The organism is Mesorhizobium sp. CAU 1741 (genome assembly GCF_039839275.1).
In the GTDB taxonomy this organism is placed as follows: domain Bacteria; phylum Pseudomonadota; class Alphaproteobacteria; order Rhizobiales; family Rhizobiaceae; genus Aerobium.
In genome coordinates this window covers 320,198-336,614 of record NZ_JBDOQP010000005.1, presented here as the reverse complement: position 1 = coordinate 336,614, position 16,417 = coordinate 320,198, and the positions used below count along the sequence as shown (strand labels likewise).

Here is a 16,417-nt window from a genome sequence, read left to right as displayed (position 1 = left end):
CCCCCTCTGTCCTGCCGGACATCTCCCCCTCAAGGGGGGAGATTGGACTACCGCATTGTTTTCGCCAACCTTAGGCGGCTGGCGAAAGGCGACATGCAAGCCGATCTCCCCCCTTGAGGGGGAGATGGCCGATAGGCCAGAGGGGGGTGCGACGGAGCGCCGACACCACATCAATAAGGAGCACCCAGAATGAATACCGAAACCCCGGCGGAGCGCGTGGCGCGCGCCCATGCCTCGATCAGCGAGCGGGCCGGAGCGCCGTGCGAAATCGCGCTCGTGCTTGGATCGGGGCTTGGGCAGCTCGCTGATGCCGTGAGCGACGCGACCGTGATCCCCTATGGCGACATCGAGGGGTTTCCTGTTTCAACCGCACCCGGCCACAAGGGGCAGTTGGTGATCGGCACGCTCTATGGGCGCCGCACGGTGATCATGCAGGGGCGGCTGCACCTCTACGAAGGCTGGCATCCGCGCGACATCGCGCTGGCCGTCTATCTGCTCAAGGCGCTTGGGGCAGGGACCTTCGTGGTCACCAACGCCGCCGGCGGGCTCAACGCGGACTTCGACGCCGGGGACGTGATGCTGATCGAGGATCATCTGAACCTCACCGGCACCAGCCCGTTGATCGGGCACAATGACGAATCCATCGGCTTGCGCTTCCCGGACCAGTCGCGCCTCTACGACCCCGCGCTGCGCGTTGTCGCGCAGGAGGCAGCCGCCGCCACGGGAACCGACATTCGCAAAGGCATCTATTGCGGCCTGAACGGCCCGGAACTGGAAACCTCCGCCGAGCGCCGCTTCTACCGGTCGATCGGTTGCGATGCGGTCGGCATGTCGACGGTGATGGAAGTGATCGCCGCCAACCATGCCGGCATGAAGGTGCTCGGCCTGTCGGCCATCACCAACGCCGCCACCGGCGGCGAGGACCAGGAGCCGGACACGATCGAAGCCGTGGTTGCCATGGCCGCCGTGTGCGGCGTCAAGATCGAGACGATACTGCGGCATGCATTTCCGACGCTGCCGAAAGCATAGGTGGACAGATGACGGACAAGATACATCCCGTAAGCGGGCTTCTCGACCTGAGCGGCAAGACCGCGCTCGTCACAGGCGCCAGCGGCGGCATCGGTGCCGGCATCGCGCGCCGCTTTGCGGAGGCGGGCGCCAACGTCGTTTGCCACTACAACGCCAACCGCGCGGCGGCCGACAGCGTGGTCGCAGCGATCAGCGAGGCGGGCGGCACGGCGATCGCGATGCAGGCCGATATCTCCGGCGAGGCGGGCGCTGCGAAGCTGGTCTCCAACGCCGCCGCCCATTTTGGCGGGCTCGACATCCTGGTCAACAATGCCGGGCTGCAACCCGCCAAAGCCCTGGCCGAGGTGAGCGAAGCGGATTGGAACGAGATGATGGCCGCCAACGCGGCCGGTCCGTTCCTGCTCGTTCAGGCCATGGTCGCGCTGCTGCGCCAGGCCGGCAAGGGCGGCAGCATCGTCAACATCGCCTCCATCGAGGGCCATCATCCCGCGCCGTGGCACGGGCATTATGCGACGTCGAAGGCGGCGCTGCTGATGTTCACCAAGGCGGCGGCGCTGGAATTCGGCGAACACGGCATCCGTGTCAACGCGGTCTGCCCCGGCCTCATCCATCGCGACGGCATCGAGGAGGGCTGGCCGGAAGGGGTGGCGCGCTGGACCGCCGCGGCACCGCTGAAACGCCTCGGCCAGCCGGAGGACATCGCCGATGCCTGCCTGTTCCTGGCTTCGGACGCCGCGCGCTGGATCACCGGCGCCGATCTCGTGGTTGATGGCGGCGTGCTGACACGCCCGACCTGGTAGGAGGATTTCGACATGAACGCATTGAACGACAAGGTCGTCGCCGTCACCGGCGGCGCGGGCGGCATCGCAGCCGGCATCGCGCAGGCCATTCTTGATTCCGGCGGGCGCGTCGGGCTGATCGATCTCGACCGCGACAAGGTGGAAGCGGCCGCCGCAGCGCTCGGCGCTGGCGACAAGGTCGCAGCCTTCGTCGCCGACGTCACCGACCCGGCCGGCATCGACGCGGCGATGAAGGCGCTGCGCGACAGGTTCGGCGGGCTCCACGGGCTGGTCAACAATGCCGGCATCGTTCGGCTGGGACCGGCGGACGAGACGACGCCTGAGGGATTCGACCTCGAACTTGCGGTCAACGTCAAAGGCGTGCTGCTCACCGCCCAGGCGGCGGCGCGGCATTTCAGCGACGGCGGCGCCATTGTCAACATCGCGTCCAATGCCGGCAAGGTCGGCTATCGCAACATGGCCGGCTACAACGCCTCCAAGGCGGCGGTCATCAGCCTGACGCGCTCGCTGTCGCTGGAATGGGCGGAGAAGGGCATTAACGTCAACGCGGTGTGCCCCGGCGGGGTCGCCACCGACATGCTGAAAAGCGTCGCCGACTTCCTCGCGCCGCGCCTCGAACAGGACCGTGATGCGCTGTTCGGCACCATGGTGCCGGCGCAGCTCGGGCGGCACATCCAGCCGATCGAGGTTGGCCGGGTCGTCGCATTCCTGCTCTCCGATGCCGCCACGATCATTCGCGGCCAGTCGATCAGCATCGACGGCGGCGACACCCCGTTCTGAGGTTTTCGCCGCCCCGCACCGCGCGGGGTGACATTTCGCCGGAGGTCATGGAGGATGGCGCAAGGGGGCGATCCGGCCCGGCAATAGACACTGGAGGCAGGCGATGTGCGGCAATTGCGACTATACGATCCACGGACGCCACCATCATTTCGGTTGGGACAATTCGTTGCCCCCCGTCCAGCGCGTGGCGCCCGGGTCCACGCTGGAATTCAACTGCCTGGATTCCGGCAATGGCCATTTCACGCGCGACAGCACGGTGGCCGATGTCTCGTCGATGGATTTCGGCAAGGTCAATCCGGTGACCGGGCCGATCCATGTCGATGGCGCCCAGCCCGGCGACGCGCTGAAGATCGAGATCCTGTCCTTCACGCCGTCCGGTTTCGGCTGGACGGCGAACATCCCCGGCTTCGGCCTGCTCGCCGACCAGTTCCCGGACCCTGCACTGGCGCTGTGGTCCTATGATGCCGTTTCGCTGGCCCCGGCCTTGTACGGCAGCCACGCGAAGGTGCCGCTGAAGCCGTTTGCCGGCACGATCGGGGTCGCGCCGGCCGAGGCAGGGCTGCTCTCGGTGGTGCCGCCGCGCCGCGTCGGCGGCAATCTCGACATTCGCGATCTTGCCGCTGGAACCACGCTCTACCTGCCGGTGGAGGTCGAAGGTGCGCTGTTCTCGATCGGCGACACCCATGCCGCGCAGGGCGATGGCGAAGTCTGCGGCACCGCCATCGAAAGCGCCATGGACGTTGCCCTTCGGCTGGAACTCGTCAAGGATGCCAATCTTGCGATGCCGCGCTTCTCGACGCCCGGTCCGGTGACACGGCATCTGGACGTGGACGGTTACGAGGTGACCACCGGGGTCGGTTCGGATCTCATGGAAGGGGCCCGGGCGGCGGTCTCGGGCATGATCGACCTGCTGGGCAAATGGCGCGGGCTCTCACCCGAGGACGCCTACATGCTGTGCTCGGTGTGTGGCGACCTGCGCATCAGCGAGATCGTCGACCAGCCGAACTGGGTAGTCTCGTTCTATTTCCCGCGCGTCGTCTTCTCGTAGGTCAGACGCGGGGCATGCCGGCCGGCCTGATGGTGCGTTTCTGCGCCGCGATGCGGAACTGCGCGTTCGGGGCGCCGTAGCCCTTGTAGCCGCCGCGCCGCTCGACGATCTCGAAGAAGAAGCCTTCGCCGAAAGTGCGGCCGTAGAGCTGGAAATATTCGCCGTCGCCATCGCGGTCATACAGGATGTTGGCCTCACGGAGGCGGTCGGCCAGATCAGGGTCGAGCCCGAAACGCGCCTCCAGATCGTCATAATAGTTCCGGCTGATCTCGAGCGGAATGAAGCCACAGGCCGTCAGTTTCGCCGCCGTGGCAAAGATGTCGTCGCAGGCGAAGGCGAGGTGCTGAACCGACGAGCCGAAGCTCTCGGCGATGAAGTGTCCGGCGAGCGTCCTGCGGTTCTCCGCGCCATTGAGCGTCAGCCGCAAGGCGCCGTCCTCGCTCTCGATCACCTGGCTGCGCACAAGCCCTGCCGGATCGATGACGTCGACCATCGGCAGTTTGCTGGTGCGGAAAATCGACGTGTAGAAGAGCAGCCAAGTCAGCATCTCCTCGTAGTTCATCGTCTGGGCGACATGGTCGATGCGCGTCAGGCCGGCGTCGCGCACCACGTTCCCCGTCGGCTCGAACTCGACTTCCCACACGCTGGAAAGTCCGCTCTTGTCGTCGATGAAATAGATGACGCCTCCGCCGACACCCCGGATCGCGGGTATGGCGAGTTCCCCCGGCCCCCGGCGCTGCTCGAACGTCTCGGCGCCCAGCGCCCGCGCGCGCGCCACGGTCGCAGCGGCGTCCTCGACCCGCAGGCCGATCGCATAAGCGGAAAGACCGTGAACGACGTAGGAGGAGTGCGCGAAGCCTTCCTTCTCCGTATTGACGACGATGTTGATGCCGCCCTGCCGATAGAGCGCCACCTCCTTGGTGCGGTGGCGGGCGCTTAGAACGAAGCCCATGGCGGCGAGCAGGGCACCGAGTTCCTCGGCCTCCGCCTCGTCGGCGGCAAACTCGACGAACTCGACCCCGGTCGGCAGGATCCGGTCTGGCATCGCGGGGACCGCGATCCTGATATCGGGCTCCGAGCGCCCGACCCGGTCCATCAGGTAGATCAGCGAGCGCCGGCCGTCGACCGAGATCGACTTCGGCGAACCACCGCGAAACTGGTCGTTGAAGATCTCCAGCGACAGGGGGCCATCATAGCCGGTCGCCGCCACCGCCCGCATGAAGTCGGCAACGGGAAGGTCGCCTTCGCCCGGCATGTTGCGGAAATGGCGCGACCAGTAGAGCAGGTCCATGTCGATCTTCGGCGCATCGGCAAGCTGGACGATGAAGATGCGATCGCCGGGAATCGAGCGGATGGTGTCGGGGTCGATCTTCCGCGCCAGCGTGTGAAAGGAATCGAGAATGAGGCCGATGCTGGGGTGGTCGGCGCGGCGCACCACTTCCCATGCATCACGGTGGTCGGCAATATGCTTGCCCCAGGCGAGCGCCTCATAGCCGACGCGCAGCCCGCGGGCCGCCGCACGCTCGCCCAGTTCATGGAAATCGGCAGCGGCACGATCGATACCACCGAGAGAGACCGGCGACACGTTGGAGCAGACCAGCATGAGGTCGGTGCCCAGCTCCGCCATCAGGTCGAACTTGCGTTCCGCGCGATCAAATGCGCGTTGCCTGTGCGGCTCGGGCATGCCCTCGAAGTCGCGAAACGGCTGGAAAAGCGTGATTTCGAGCCCGTGATCGCGCACCATTCGTCCGACTTCCGCGGGCGTGCCGTCGAAGGCGAGGAAGTCGTTCTCGAATATCTCGACGCCGTCGAAGCCGGCCGCCGCGATCGCCGCCAGCTTCTCGCGCAAATCGCCGCTGATCGAGACGGTCGCGATCGAGGTCTTCATGCCCCTTGCTGCTCGATCAGCTCGATGAGGGCACGGACGCCGAGCCCGTAGCCGCGCGCGCCGAGCCCGGCGATGACGGCGGTGGCGGTCTTCGACACCAGCGAATGCTGGTAGATTTCGTCGCGGCGGTGAATGTTGGAGATGTGGAACTCGACGATCGGGCCCGGAAACATCTTCAGCGAATCCAGCAAGGGGATCGACCGGAAGCTCAGTCCCGCCGGGTTGATGAGGATGCCGGCACCGTCGTCGATGGCCTCGTGGACCCACTCGACGAGCTGATGCTCGGCATTGGTCTGGTGGAAGCGGATGGCCCATTCGCCAGCCGCCTGGCGGCAGATCGTCTCCACCTCCTGCAGCGTCGTATGGCCGTAAATGTCCGGCTCGCGCTTGCCGAGACGGTTGAGATTGGGTCCGTTGAGGATGAAGAGCGGTTTCATGACTTACCCCTGGTATCCGAGCAGGCGAGGCAGCAGCAGCACGGCGTCCGGCACGAAGGTGACGATCGCCAGCGCTCCGAACATGACGAACAGGAACGGCATCACGTCGCGCACGATGTCGCGAAGCGGCACTTCGGCGATGCGGGTCATGATGAACAGCAGCAGGCCGTAAGGCGGCGTGATCAGGCCCAGCATGATGTTGAGCACTGCCATGACACCGAAATGGACCATGTCGATGCCGAGTGCCTGTGCCGTGGGGATCAGCACGGGCACGATCACCAGCAGGATGGTCGTGCCTTCCAGCACGCAGCCCAGAAGCAGCAGCAGGATGTTGACGAGTATCAGGAACTGGGTCGGCGTCAGGTCCGTCGCGGTCAGCATCGCCGACAGCGCGTTGGGAATGTTTTCCACCGTGACGACGTAGTTGAAGACCATGGCGCCGGCGAGCAGCATGCCGATCGAGGCGGTCGTGCGGCCGCTGTTGAGCAACGCGCTGTAGAACTGCGAGAGCGTGACGCTGCGGTAGATGACCACCGAGATCAGCAAGGCGTAGCCTGCCGCCACGCCTGCCGCTTCCGTAGGCGTCATCACGCCACCACGGATACCCACCAGCAGCACCACCGGCAGCATCAGCGCCGGCAGCGCGCGGAAGGTCAGCCCCGGCAGCTTGCGCAGCGGCACCGGTTCCTCCACCGGAAAGTTCTTGCGCCGGGCGTCGATCGCGACGACGCCCATCAGCCCGACCGCCAGCAGGAAGCCGGGGACGATGCCGGCTATGAACAGGAAGCCGATCGAGGCATCCGACACGAGCGCATAGATGACCAGCGGTATCGATGGCGGGATGATCGGCCCGATCACCGCCGTCGCCGCCGTCAGCGCAGCGGCATAGCTGGCCGGGTACTTGTCGTCCTTGGTCATCAGCTTCTGCATCATCCGGCCCGTGCCGGCGGCATCTGCGATCGCGGAGCCGGACATGCCGGCAAAGATCAGGGACTGGAGCACGTTGACCTGGGCCAGGCCGCCGCGAAACCGCCCGACCACCGCATTGCAGAAATGCAGGAGCCGCTCGGTCATGGTGCCGGCGTTCATGATCTCTGCGGCGAGGATGAACATCGGCACCGCGAGCAACAGGTAGCCGGAATAGAGGCCGTTGAGTATCTGCTCGGCGGCGGTGCCCATGTCGAGGCCCGCCATCCACAGATAGAGGATCGAGGAGGCGATCATCGCGTGGCCGATCGGCAGGCCGAGCAGCGCGAGGACGCAGATCGCGACGAGTGAAAGCGTGAAAGGGTCCAGCATCATACGCCCGAACTTGCCTTGGTGGGATCGAAGCCTTCGGACGTGGATGCGGTGAGCGCGTCCCATGCGATCCAGAGGTAGCGCGCAATGACCGCGATGACGAAAATCACGTAGATCGAGAACAGCCAGTCGAACCTGATCTTGAGATAGGCCGTCTTCTGGACCTTCATGAAGGTGACGTAGTCGTAGACGGCCGGAAAGGAGTAGGCGTAAAGGCCGATCAGTGCCGCAGCCGAGAGCAGCGCCATGGCGCGCCGGACGCGCGGCGGGACCGCTCCATAGACGAGGTCGAACCTGATCTCTTCCTCTTCGCGCACGATGAAGGCGGCGCCGAACAGCACGATCCAGATCCAGAGGACCACCGTCAGCTCGTTGCTCCATCCCGTCGGCCAGTTGAGCACGTAGCGGAAGATGACCTGAAGCAGGAAGGCGGCGAACATGACGCCGATCATGATGACGATGAGGTTCTCGCCACGCCGGTAGAGCCAGCCCGCCAGCGGCCGCATTCGTTCAAGCATACTTCGGTCTCCCGCATGGCAAGAAATTCAGGCCGCCGGCGCAGTGTCGCCGGCGGCCCCGATCGATGAACCCTTAGAGCGCGTTGATCTTGTCGACCATGCCCTCGGGCCAGCTCTTGGCCAGGTCGGAGGCGAGATACTGCTCCTGGACGTGGCTGCGGAACGCATCCAGGTCAGGCTCGTAGATCTTGAGCCCGGCGCTCTTGAACTGCTCGACGAGTGCCGTCTCGCGCGCCAGGTGCTCCTGGGTCGAGAACTCGATGGCAGCGTCGGCTGCCGCCTGCAACGCCGCCTGCTTTTCGCCGTCCATCTCGTCCCATGCGGTCTTGGAGATGGTCAGCAGGTCGAAGCCGACGAGATGCGACGTCAGCACGATCTGGCTCATCACCTCGTAGAACTTCATGTTCTCGACATTGGGAAGCGGGTTGTCCTGGCCATCGATGGCCCCGGTCTGAAGGCCGGTATAGACTTCCGCATAGGCCATCGGCGTCGGGTTGGCGCCGAGCGCCTCGCCGAGGAACTGCCAGGCGTCGCCACCCGGCATGCGCAGCTTGATGCCGGCCATGTCCGCCGGCGTCTTGATCTCCTTGTCGACCTTCAGGCCGACCTGGCGCACGCCGAAATAGGTCGGGCCGAGAACCTTCACGCCGAGCTGGTCTTCCGTCATCGCCTTCATTTCGGTGCCGGCCTCGCTGGCGAAGAAGCTCGTGAGATGCGCGGCGTCACGGAAGAGGTAGCCGGCGGTGAGGATCGACCATGCCGGGATCTGGTTGGAGATGTCCTGTGGCGCGATGTTGCCCATCTCCAGGTTTCCGCGCTGCAAGGCGACGAGTTCGGTGCCCTGCTTGAACAGGTTGCCGCCATAATAGCCTTCGAACGTGTAGTCGTCGGCGATCGCGTCGGCGAATTGCTGCATCATCTGCGCGCGGATGTCCTGCTCGGAAAACACGGCGGAGAAGCGCAGCTTCGGCTTGTCCTGGGCAAAGCTCGGAAATGCCGCAAGCGACCCTGCGGCGGCGGTGCCGATGAGAAACGTGCGGCGTGTGGTGTTGATGGTCATGTTTATTCCTCCCTGTTGAAAGCTAAAGTGCGTTGATGCGGTCAATCATCCCCTCGGGCCAGTCTGCCGAGAGGGGGGATTCGAGATACTTCTTGTTGGAATAATCGCGGAACGCAGCGACATCGGGTTCGTAGACGTCCAGACCTTCGCCCTTGAAATATTCAATGAGCTCGGCTTCCTGCTTCAGATATTCCGCGTCGCTCCAGGCAAAGGCCTTGTCGGCCGCCGCCTGCATCCGCGCCTGCTGCTCGGGTGTCAGCTTGTCGAACAGATCGCCATTGATCAGCAGCAGACCGAAACCGACATTGTGCCCCGTGAGCACGATCTGGTCGGTGACCTCGTGGAATTTCATCAGCCTGTTGTTGGGAAGCGGGTTGTCCTGGGCGTCGATCGCCCCCGTCTGCAATCCGGTGTAGACCTCCGCATAGTCCATCGCGACCGGGCTAGCGCCGATCGACTCGCCGAGGAACTGCCACGCTTCGCCGCCCGGCATGCGCAATTTCACGCCTGCCAGGTCCTCCGGCTTCATGATCTTCTTGTCGCCCTTCAGGTTCATGTGCCTGGTGCCGTAATAGGCAGGAGCGAGCACGACGACGCCCATCTGCTCGCGCGCCATCTGCTTGAATTCATCGCCGACCGGGCTGTCGAAGATTGCCTTGAGGTGTGCCGCGTCGCGCACGAGATAGGCTGCCGTCAGGATCGAGAAGGCAGGCACCTGGTTGGCGAAATCGGAAGGTGGCATCAACGCCATTTCCAGATTGCCCCGCTGAACCGCGACGATCTCGGTGCCCTGCTTGTAGAGCGTTGATCCGAAATAGGGCTCGAAGACGAAATCGTCACCGAGTTCCTTGGCGAAGATGTCGACAAGGGCCACGGAACGCGGCGCGTCGGCGGTAGTGGAATCGGCGAAGCGCAACTTGATCGGTTCGGCCATCGCGGCACCGACCGCCATCGACAGCGCAAACGCGGCCGCGCCCGCCATCATCATCCGTCGTCCAATATTCAAAGCCATTCATTTCCTCCCTTGGCCAAATCGATGTTCAGGCAAACCCTGTCCCAGGCCCTCGATCGCGAACAGCGATCCAGCCAGCGGCTCCATCGCGCGCTGGGCAGGGGACAGGAATTTCGTGGCGCTCGACACGTAGAGCGTGCGCAGGTCTTCTCCGCCGAAACACAGGCAGGTCGGGTTCGTGACCGGCAGGGGAACGACGCGATCGACGGTGCCGTCCGGCCGGTGCCGGACGATGCGGCCGCCGGCGAAGAACGCCATCCAGATGCAACCGTCGACGTCGACGCAGGCGCCGTCCGGCCGGTCGCCGTTACCGGTATGGTCGGCAAAAACCCGCCGGTTCGTGATTGCGCCGTCGTCGAGGTCGAGCGCGTAGGCATAACACAGATGGCGGCGTGTATCGGTGAAGTAGAGGGTGTCGCCGCTCGGCGAAAAGGCGATGCCGTTCGAGACGATGATGTCCTCGTCGAGCTTTGCCACGTTGCCGTCGGGATCGATCCGGTAGAGACCGCCATTGGGGCGATGCAGGGCATTGTCCATGGTGCCGACCCAGAACCGACCGCGCGCATCGACCCGTCCGTCGTTGAGCCGGTTGTCGAGGCCATGTTCGACGGTGGCGAGATCGGCGTTCGCGCCAGTGTCCATGTCGCGGCGGTAAAGGGTGAAATCGCGGGCCAGCAGGCGATCGCCTTGATGCGTCAGCGCCTGTGTCCCGGCAAAGGTCCCTTCTAGCGGGATCGTCTCGTGCGCGCCGGTCGCGGGGTCGAAGCTCTGCAGCTTCGGCCTTTCGATGTCGAGCCACCAGAGCTTGCGGGTGCGGTCGCACCACAGGGGCGTCTCTCCAAGCTGGTCGCCGCCGCGCACGACGGCCTCGATCGACAGTGGCGGCACGATCGCGTTCATGCCGCGGCCTCGAAATGACCTGCCATTGCGGCCATGTCGGCCGGGCGCCCGGTGAAATGTTCGAAGGCGCGGACGGCCTGCCCTATGGCCATGCCGATGCCCGGCAGCGTGCGGCAGCCAATTTCGCGGGCATGACGCAACAACTCCGTTTCGCGCGGGAAATAGATGATGTCCGCCACCCACTGGTGTGGCTTGAGCCATTCCTTGGGGAAGGGCGTGCCGGGGTGCTTCGCCATGCCGATCGGCGTCGTGTTGACGATGCCATCGGCTGCCGTGATCGCGGCGCGTATGTCTTGTGCGACGACGATGGTGGCCGCATCCATATGCGCTAGGCGCCCCGCGAGGTCATCCGCGCGCGACGGATCGGTATCGACGATGGCGATCTGCCGGGCGCCGAGACCGATGAGCGCGGCACCGACCGCCGAGCCTGCGCCGCCCGCGCCGAACATGATCGCGCTTCCAAGCACCGCGCCATCCATCTGCGAGCGGAAACTTTCCGCGAAACCCCAGTAGTCGGTGTTGTAGCCGATGGTCCGGGGGCCGAAGACGACCGTGTTGACGGCGCCGATCATGCGCGCTTCCGGAGCGACCTCGTCGAGCAGCGGCATCACCATCTGCTTGTAGGGGTAGGTGACGTTGACGCCATTAAAGCCGACCTTCGCGGCTGCGGTGAGCGCATCGGCGATATCGGCGTCGGCGAGGCCCATCGCGTCGAAATCGATCAGCACATAGGCGCAGGAAAGCCCGATCCGGGTTGCTTCACGTTCGTGCATGGCCGGCGTGCGGGACAACTGGATGCCACGGCCGACCAGCCCGACGATGACATCCGCGCGCCCGCCAAGTTCATCGAACCGGCGCGCGAGCAAGACCTCGATCGCCCTCGCGATCGCGTCGACCCTGTCCTGCATGCTTCCTCCCGAAACGCCGCGTCACGCAACGCTTGTGTTTATCCGACCGCCGCCGGTAAAACGGGAGCGGTCTTGAAAGCCATAATGTACGAACTGGTTAGTTTGTCAACGCCGGGCCATGGCGAGTGAGGAATCGATGTCGCAAGTCAAACCCGTCCGAAAGGATCGAGAACCGTCCAAGCGCCCTCAGGATCCTGACGGGACGCGCAAGGACATCCTCGCGACGGCATCGAGGGAGTTCGCGTTGAACGGGCTATCGGGAGCCCGCATCGACGAGATCGCCGCGCGAACGAAATCGTCCAAGCGCATGATCTATTATTATTTCGGCGACAAGGAGGGTCTCTACCTGCGGGCGCTGGAAAACGCCTATCGCACGGTGCGCGAGGGCGAGGACGGTCTCGATACCGACGGTCTGCCGGCGGTCGAAGCCTTGCGGCGTCTCGTCGAGTTCACCTTCGATCATCACCATGAGCATGAGGAGTTCATCCGCATGGTGATGATCGAGAACATCCATCATGGACAATATCTCGAACGCTCCGATGTCATCAGCGGCCTCAACGAGACCGCCATCGACCACATCGCGTCGATCTATCGCCGCGGCGTGGAAGAGGGTGTCTTTCGCCCCGGCCTCGACCCGCTCGAACTGCACTGGCAGGTGAGCGCGCTCTGCTTCTTCAACGTATCCAACCGGGCGACCTTCTCGCGCATCTTCGGGCGCGACATCGGAACGCCGGACGAACAGGCCAGGCTCAGGCAGAGCGCGGTGGAGATGGTGCTGCGCTTCGTTGCCGCGGATTGAGGGCCGCCGTCACGCACGCTGTGCGTAGCGATCCGCTATCTCAGCCGACGCCTCGAGCAGTCGCGCGAGGTGCCGCTGCACGAACTGCTCCTCGCTCGCGGCCTGCGAAATCCATACCAGGTTGATCGAGCCCAGCACCTCGTCGCCCGTCGTCACCGGGACGGCGATGGCGCTGACCCGCGCCTCCATCGGCTGCGTGACGAAGTAGCCGGTTTCGCGCGTCGCATAGCCCTTGCGAAGGATGTCGCCGAGCATCCTCATGACTTTCGCGGGTTGCTTCGCAAGGCGATTGCGCGGGTCGCCGGAAACCGCGAGCCGATCGATGATCTCCGCCTGCTTTTCCGGGGCGCAATAGGCAAGATAGGCGCGCCCCATGCCAGACTGCAGCATGTGAATCTCGAACGTCGTGACGGCGCGGTTCATCATGAATGGCGACTGCCGCCTCGACGTTTCCTGCACACGCATGGCGCCATCCCGATAGACGGCAAGGTCCGACGGCCACAGAACTTCCTGGCAGAGCCGGTCCAGCACCGGAGCGGCAACTTCGGTGAGAACGCTGTGCTGCAATGCTTCGCCAGTGGCCGCCGCGCGAAGATTGGCATGATAGAGCTGGTCGGTCAGGCCGCGCCGCACGTAGCCCTCGGCCTCCAGGGTGCGCAGGATGCGCATTAGCGTCGGCTTCGCCAGCCCGGTCGTCAGGGCGAGGTCATGCAACGACAGGCCGGCCGCATGCTGCACCGCCTGCAGCACGGCAAGCCCACGCGACAGCGCCCTTATGGTCTCGTTTTTCGACATCCATTTAGCCTACTGAAGATTCCGCCTGGCGGAAAGCATGTCCGACGGATGTTTTCATTCGCGGCCACATTGATCATCCTCATGGTGACCTTCGGAGGATGGTCAGGGAGGTATCCGATGCTCGACGCCAATTCGAATGGCGCAGGCGACGGGCGGCGTTTCGCCGGCCCGCTTCGACTTCTCGTGCGCCTTCTGGGCGGGGCGATCGGTCTTCTCGGACTCTACATTGCCGGCGTGGGGGTGCTCGACGAAACGCTGCTGCGCGTCGGCGTGTTTGCACTCGGCGCGGTCCTGCTGCTGATGGAATCCGTCCAGCTCCGGAACGAGCAGGGCGGCTGGAAGCGCCTCGGCATCATCGTTGATCTCATCCTGCTGGTCGGCTTCGCCGTCGCCATTGTCCGATACATGCAGATCGGCGAGGCGCTGCAGATCGGCCTCTACATGTTCACGCCCACCGACATCGTCATCGGAACGATCGGGCTCGTCGTGCTGCTCGAGCTGACGCGACGATCGCTGGGTCTGCCGCTGTTCCTGATCAGCCTTGCGGGGATCGGATATGCGGTTTTCGGCGATGGGCTGCCTGGCATCCTGCGCCATGGCGGGTTCTCGTTCCAGCAGGTGATGCAGGTCGTCTGGTATTCGTTCGACGGGGTCTTCGGCGGGCCGATGTCGGTCGTCGTCAGCCTCATCCTCGTCTTCATCGTCTTCGGAGTGATGCTGGAAGGCATCGGCGCGGGCGCGGTCCTGCTGAAGTTCGCCTTCGCGCTGACGGGCCGCTCGCGCGGTGGCCCGGCGCATGCGGCGATCGCCGCCAGTGCCGCTTTCGGCACCATGTCGGGCTCGGTGGCGGGCAACGTCGTCGGCACCGGCGTCATCACCATCCCGATGATCCGCGAGCGCGGATTTCCGGGCCGCTATGCCGGCGGCATCGAAGCCGCCGCATCCTCGGGCGGGCAGTTCATGCCGCCGGTGATGGGCGCCGTCGCGTTCATCATGGCCGACGTGACGGGCATCCCCTACCTGACGATCTGCCTGGCAGCGCTGGTGCCGGCGCTGTTCTATTACCTGGCCCTCTTCGTTTCGGTGCACCTGGAAGCGGTCAAGCGCGACATCAAGCCGATCCCGGCTTCCGAGCGCCCCACCTTGACCGCGCATGACTACCTGATGTCGCTCTGCTTCGTGCTGCCGCTCGTCATCGTGGTGGCACTGCTGGTTTCCGGCCGGTCACCGGCTCTGGCGGGGTTCTACGCCGTCATCTCCGCCGTCGTTCTCGGGTTCCTGTTCAATCCCGACCTGAGGCGCAATCCCGCGCGTGTCCTTGCCGCGCTCAGCAGCGCCGGGCTTGCAGCCGCGCAGGTCCTCATCGCTGTCGGCGCCATCGGCATCCTGATCGGCGTCATGAACATGACCGGCCTCGGCCTGCGGTTCGCCGGCGTCATGCTGGACGTCGCGGGCGAGTCGCTTTTCCTGGCGCTGATCATGATGATGCTCGGCTCGCTGGTGCTGGGCATGGGCATGCCGACCGTGCCGGCCTACCTCATCATCGTGCTCGTCATGGGGCCCGCCATCGAGGCGATGGGCGTGCCGACGATCATCGCGCATCTGTTCGTCGTCTATTTCGGCGTGCTTTCCGCGATCACGCCGCCGGTGGCACTGGCCGCATTCGTCGCCGCGCCAATCGCCAGGGCAAACCCCATCCTCATCGGCCTCGACGCCTGCAAGGTGGCGCTGATCGGCTTCGTCATCCCGTTCGTCATGGTCTACAATCCGTCCCTCTCCCTGGTCGTCGATTTCACGGTGACCGGCTTCATCTGGGTGGCGCTGCGCCTGTCGCTTGCGATCTGGCTCTTTTCGACGGCGTTCACCGGCTATGCGAGCGGCAAGCTGACCTTCGGCTGGAGGATTGTCCGCGTCGTGCTGGGGCTCGCCGTGCTGATCCCGTTCCTGTGGCTGGAGGTCGCCGCAGCCCTGCTGGCGGCGCTGGTGGCGTACCGCGACCTTGCCATGGGGAGACCAAGCGTGGCGGACGACATCTCGCCAACAAGAAGACCAATCGACCTGGGAGCCAACAAGGAGGAAACGACATGAACGCATTTTCGAAACTGGCCGCCTGCGCATTTGCGGCGGCAACGCTGGCGGCACCGTCCCACGCCATGGCGCAAGACTTCTACAGGCTGGCGACGCTGGGTCCCGGCTCCACGCCGTACATGGTCATGAGCACCTTTGCCCAGATCGTCGGCGAGCGCATCGAAGGACAGGTTCAGGTCAACGCGACGGGCGCTGCCACACAGCACGCCATCGAGACCGCGCAGGGCCAGCTCGATTTCTTCATGTGGTCGGCAAGCGTGCATGATTCCATGCAGAAGGGCGCCAACATGTATGCGCAGATTCCGCAGGCGCCCGAACTGTCGGAGGACCTGCGCGCCGTCTTCGCGTTCCCGCTCGGCCTCTACCACATCGTCACCTATGCGGATTCCGGCATCGAGACGCTGGAGGACATCAAGGACAAGCGCGTGTTTCTCGGACCGCCCGGCGGCGGAGCGACCGTCATCATGGGCCAGATCATCGAGGCCGCCACCGGCTACGTCGCCAATGAGGACTACACGCAGGTGAGCGTCGGATGGGAGGCTGCCATGCAGTCCTTCCAGGATGGGCGCATCGATGTCTACATCAACCCGACGATCCCGCCGAGCCCGGTCATCGAGCAGATCGCGATCTCGCGCGCCATCCGGCTCATCACGCTGACCGACGAGCACTTCGCCAAGCCCGAGGTTCAGGCGATCCTGAACCGGCCGGGCGGTGTCGAGGGCACGATCCCGGCGGGAACCTATGGTGAGAACCAGGTCAACGAGGACGATGCGCGCACCCTCGGCTCCATCGTCGGTGTCGGCACCGGCGCCCATCTTTCCGACGATGCGGTCTATGCCGTCACCAAGGCCTTCTGGGAAGGGGTGGAGGAAACGCGCGAGCGGACGCCGTGGCTGCGCCAGATCACGCTCGAGAACGCGTTTGTCGACCTCAACCTGCCGCTGCACCCCGGCGCGGAACGCTACTACCGCGAAATCGGCATGGACATTCCAGAAGAACTCGTGGCAGTCGACTGAGACCAGAAGGCGATGCCGCAGGGACCTTGCGGCATCGCCG

At 64.8% G+C, this 16,417-nt stretch carries 16 protein-coding genes; 7 read left to right on the top strand and 9 right to left on the bottom strand.

The features are described 5' to 3' along the window. The first annotated feature begins 189 nt into the window (after nucleotides 1-189). The 4 genes from AAFN84_RS20560 (at nucleotide 190) to AAFN84_RS20545 (ending at nucleotide 3,657) form a co-directional block, all read left to right on the top strand. The gene (locus AAFN84_RS20560) at nucleotides 190-1,029 is read left to right on the top strand and encodes a purine-nucleoside phosphorylase (RefSeq protein WP_347516558.1); all 840 of its coding nucleotides are present in this window, start codon (nucleotides 190-192) and stop codon (nucleotides 1,027-1,029) included. A gap of 8 nt (nucleotides 1,030-1,037) precedes the next feature. Beyond that, nucleotides 1,038-1,829: an SDR family NAD(P)-dependent oxidoreductase gene (locus tag AAFN84_RS20555; RefSeq protein ID WP_347516557.1), complete on the top strand. Its 792-nt coding sequence runs from the start codon at nucleotides 1,038-1,040 to the stop codon at nucleotides 1,827-1,829. 12 nt (nucleotides 1,830-1,841) lie between these two features. Continuing rightward, entirely contained in the window at nucleotides 1,842-2,609 is a 768-nt protein-coding gene (locus tag AAFN84_RS20550) for an SDR family oxidoreductase (RefSeq protein WP_347516556.1), read from the top strand. Between the two features lie 103 nt (nucleotides 2,610-2,712). After that, nucleotides 2,713-3,657 (top strand): acetamidase/formamidase family protein, encoded by a 945-nt coding sequence (locus AAFN84_RS20545; RefSeq protein WP_347516555.1) that lies wholly within the window; start codon nucleotides 2,713-2,715, stop codon nucleotides 3,655-3,657. 1 nt (nucleotide 3,658) lies between these two features. Here the strand turns inward: AAFN84_RS20545 and AAFN84_RS20540 are convergent, their stop codons facing one another. From AAFN84_RS20540 to AAFN84_RS20505, 8 genes are all read right to left on the bottom strand, one after another. After that, nucleotides 3,659-5,545, bottom strand: a complete 1,887-nt coding sequence (locus tag AAFN84_RS20540) for a TIM barrel protein (protein ID WP_347516554.1) — start codon at nucleotides 5,543-5,545, stop codon at nucleotides 3,659-3,661. Then, the gene (locus tag AAFN84_RS20535; RefSeq protein ID WP_347516553.1) at nucleotides 5,542-5,982 is read right to left on the bottom strand and encodes a type II 3-dehydroquinate dehydratase; all 441 of its coding nucleotides are present in this window, start codon (nucleotides 5,980-5,982) and stop codon (nucleotides 5,542-5,544) included. Before AAFN84_RS20535 ends, AAFN84_RS20540 begins: the two co-directional genes overlap by 4 nt. A 3-nt stretch (nucleotides 5,983-5,985) precedes the next feature. Continuing rightward, the gene (locus AAFN84_RS20530; RefSeq protein ID WP_347516552.1) at nucleotides 5,986-7,284 is read right to left on the bottom strand and encodes a TRAP transporter large permease; all 1,299 of its coding nucleotides are present in this window, start codon (nucleotides 7,282-7,284) and stop codon (nucleotides 5,986-5,988) included. Beyond that, nucleotides 7,281-7,799 carry a TRAP transporter small permease subunit gene (locus AAFN84_RS20525; protein WP_347516551.1) on the bottom strand — a complete coding sequence of 173 codons (519 nt, stop codon included), beginning with the start codon at nucleotides 7,797-7,799 and terminating at the stop codon, nucleotides 7,281-7,283. The genes AAFN84_RS20530 and AAFN84_RS20525 overlap by 4 nt, the downstream gene beginning before the upstream one ends. Nucleotides 7,800-7,872: 73 nt before the next feature. Then, nucleotides 7,873-8,859: a TRAP transporter substrate-binding protein DctP gene (gene dctP / locus AAFN84_RS20520; RefSeq protein ID WP_347516550.1), complete on the bottom strand. Its 987-nt coding sequence runs from the start codon at nucleotides 8,857-8,859 to the stop codon at nucleotides 7,873-7,875. Between the two features lie 22 nt (nucleotides 8,860-8,881). Beyond that, a complete protein-coding gene (gene dctP, locus AAFN84_RS20515) occupies nucleotides 8,882-9,871 on the bottom strand; it encodes a TRAP transporter substrate-binding protein DctP (RefSeq protein WP_347516549.1) in 990 nt (329 codons plus the stop codon). Next, the gene (locus tag AAFN84_RS20510) at nucleotides 9,872-10,771 is read right to left on the bottom strand and encodes an SMP-30/gluconolactonase/LRE family protein (RefSeq protein ID WP_347516548.1); all 900 of its coding nucleotides are present in this window, start codon (nucleotides 10,769-10,771) and stop codon (nucleotides 9,872-9,874) included. Beyond that, nucleotides 10,768-11,679, bottom strand: a complete 912-nt coding sequence (locus AAFN84_RS20505) for a shikimate dehydrogenase (RefSeq protein ID WP_347516547.1) — start codon at nucleotides 11,677-11,679, stop codon at nucleotides 10,768-10,770. Before AAFN84_RS20505 ends, AAFN84_RS20510 begins: the two co-directional genes overlap by 4 nt. Before the next feature lie 136 nt (nucleotides 11,680-11,815). On the opposite strand from AAFN84_RS20505, the gene AAFN84_RS20500 reads away from it, so the two are divergent. Continuing rightward, nucleotides 11,816-12,478, top strand: coding sequence for a TetR/AcrR family transcriptional regulator (locus AAFN84_RS20500; RefSeq protein WP_347516546.1), 663 nt, complete (start codon nucleotides 11,816-11,818; stop codon nucleotides 12,476-12,478). 9 nt (nucleotides 12,479-12,487) lie between these two features. On the opposite strand, the gene AAFN84_RS20495 is transcribed toward AAFN84_RS20500, so the two are convergent. Continuing rightward, nucleotides 12,488-13,273 (bottom strand): helix-turn-helix domain-containing protein, encoded by a 786-nt coding sequence (locus AAFN84_RS20495; RefSeq protein ID WP_347516545.1) that lies wholly within the window; start codon nucleotides 13,271-13,273, stop codon nucleotides 12,488-12,490. 117 nt (nucleotides 13,274-13,390) lie between these two features. On the opposite strand from AAFN84_RS20495, the gene AAFN84_RS20490 reads away from it, so the two are divergent. Next, a complete protein-coding gene (locus tag AAFN84_RS20490) occupies nucleotides 13,391-15,361 on the top strand; it encodes a TRAP transporter fused permease subunit (RefSeq protein WP_347516543.1) in 1,971 nt (656 codons plus the stop codon). Then, a complete protein-coding gene (locus AAFN84_RS20485) occupies nucleotides 15,358-16,377 on the top strand; it encodes a TAXI family TRAP transporter solute-binding subunit (protein ID WP_347516542.1) in 1,020 nt (339 codons plus the stop codon). Before AAFN84_RS20490 ends, AAFN84_RS20485 begins: the two co-directional genes overlap by 4 nt. Nucleotides 16,378-16,417 lie beyond the last annotated feature (40 nt).

Bases quoted from the DNA above. Each gene is read 5' to 3' on its own strand.
- AAFN84_RS20560 (WP_347516558.1), top strand. From the start codon at position 190: ATGAATACCGAAACCCCGGCGGAGCGCGTGGCGCGCGCCCATGCCTCG.
- AAFN84_RS20555 (WP_347516557.1), top strand. From the start codon at position 1,038: ATGACGGACAAGATACATCCCGTAAGCGGGCTTCTCGACCTGAGCGGC.
- AAFN84_RS20550 (WP_347516556.1), top strand. From the start codon at position 1,842: ATGAACGCATTGAACGACAAGGTCGTCGCCGTCACCGGCGGCGCGGGC.
- AAFN84_RS20545 (WP_347516555.1), top strand. From the start codon at position 2,713: ATGTGCGGCAATTGCGACTATACGATCCACGGACGCCACCATCATTTC.
- AAFN84_RS20540 (WP_347516554.1), bottom strand. From the start codon at position 5,545: ATGAAGACCTCGATCGCGACCGTCTCGATCAGCGGCGATTTGCGCGAG.
- AAFN84_RS20535 (WP_347516553.1), bottom strand. From the start codon at position 5,982: ATGAAACCGCTCTTCATCCTCAACGGACCCAATCTCAACCGTCTCGGC.
- AAFN84_RS20530 (WP_347516552.1), bottom strand. From the start codon at position 7,284: ATGATGCTGGACCCTTTCACGCTTTCACTCGTCGCGATCTGCGTCCTC.
- AAFN84_RS20525 (WP_347516551.1), bottom strand. From the start codon at position 7,799: ATGCTTGAACGAATGCGGCCGCTGGCGGGCTGGCTCTACCGGCGTGGC.
- dctP (WP_347516550.1), bottom strand. From the start codon at position 8,859: ATGACCATCAACACCACACGCCGCACGTTTCTCATCGGCACCGCCGCC.
- dctP (WP_347516549.1), bottom strand. From the start codon at position 9,871: ATGGCTTTGAATATTGGACGACGGATGATGATGGCGGGCGCGGCCGCG.
- AAFN84_RS20510 (WP_347516548.1), bottom strand. From the start codon at position 10,771: ATGAACGCGATCGTGCCGCCACTGTCGATCGAGGCCGTCGTGCGCGGC.
- AAFN84_RS20505 (WP_347516547.1), bottom strand. From the start codon at position 11,679: ATGCAGGACAGGGTCGACGCGATCGCGAGGGCGATCGAGGTCTTGCTC.
- AAFN84_RS20500 (WP_347516546.1), top strand. From the start codon at position 11,816: ATGTCGCAAGTCAAACCCGTCCGAAAGGATCGAGAACCGTCCAAGCGC.
- AAFN84_RS20495 (WP_347516545.1), bottom strand. From the start codon at position 13,273: ATGTCGAAAAACGAGACCATAAGGGCGCTGTCGCGTGGGCTTGCCGTG.
- AAFN84_RS20490 (WP_347516543.1), top strand. From the start codon at position 13,391: ATGCTCGACGCCAATTCGAATGGCGCAGGCGACGGGCGGCGTTTCGCC.
- AAFN84_RS20485 (WP_347516542.1), top strand. From the start codon at position 15,358: ATGAACGCATTTTCGAAACTGGCCGCCTGCGCATTTGCGGCGGCAACG.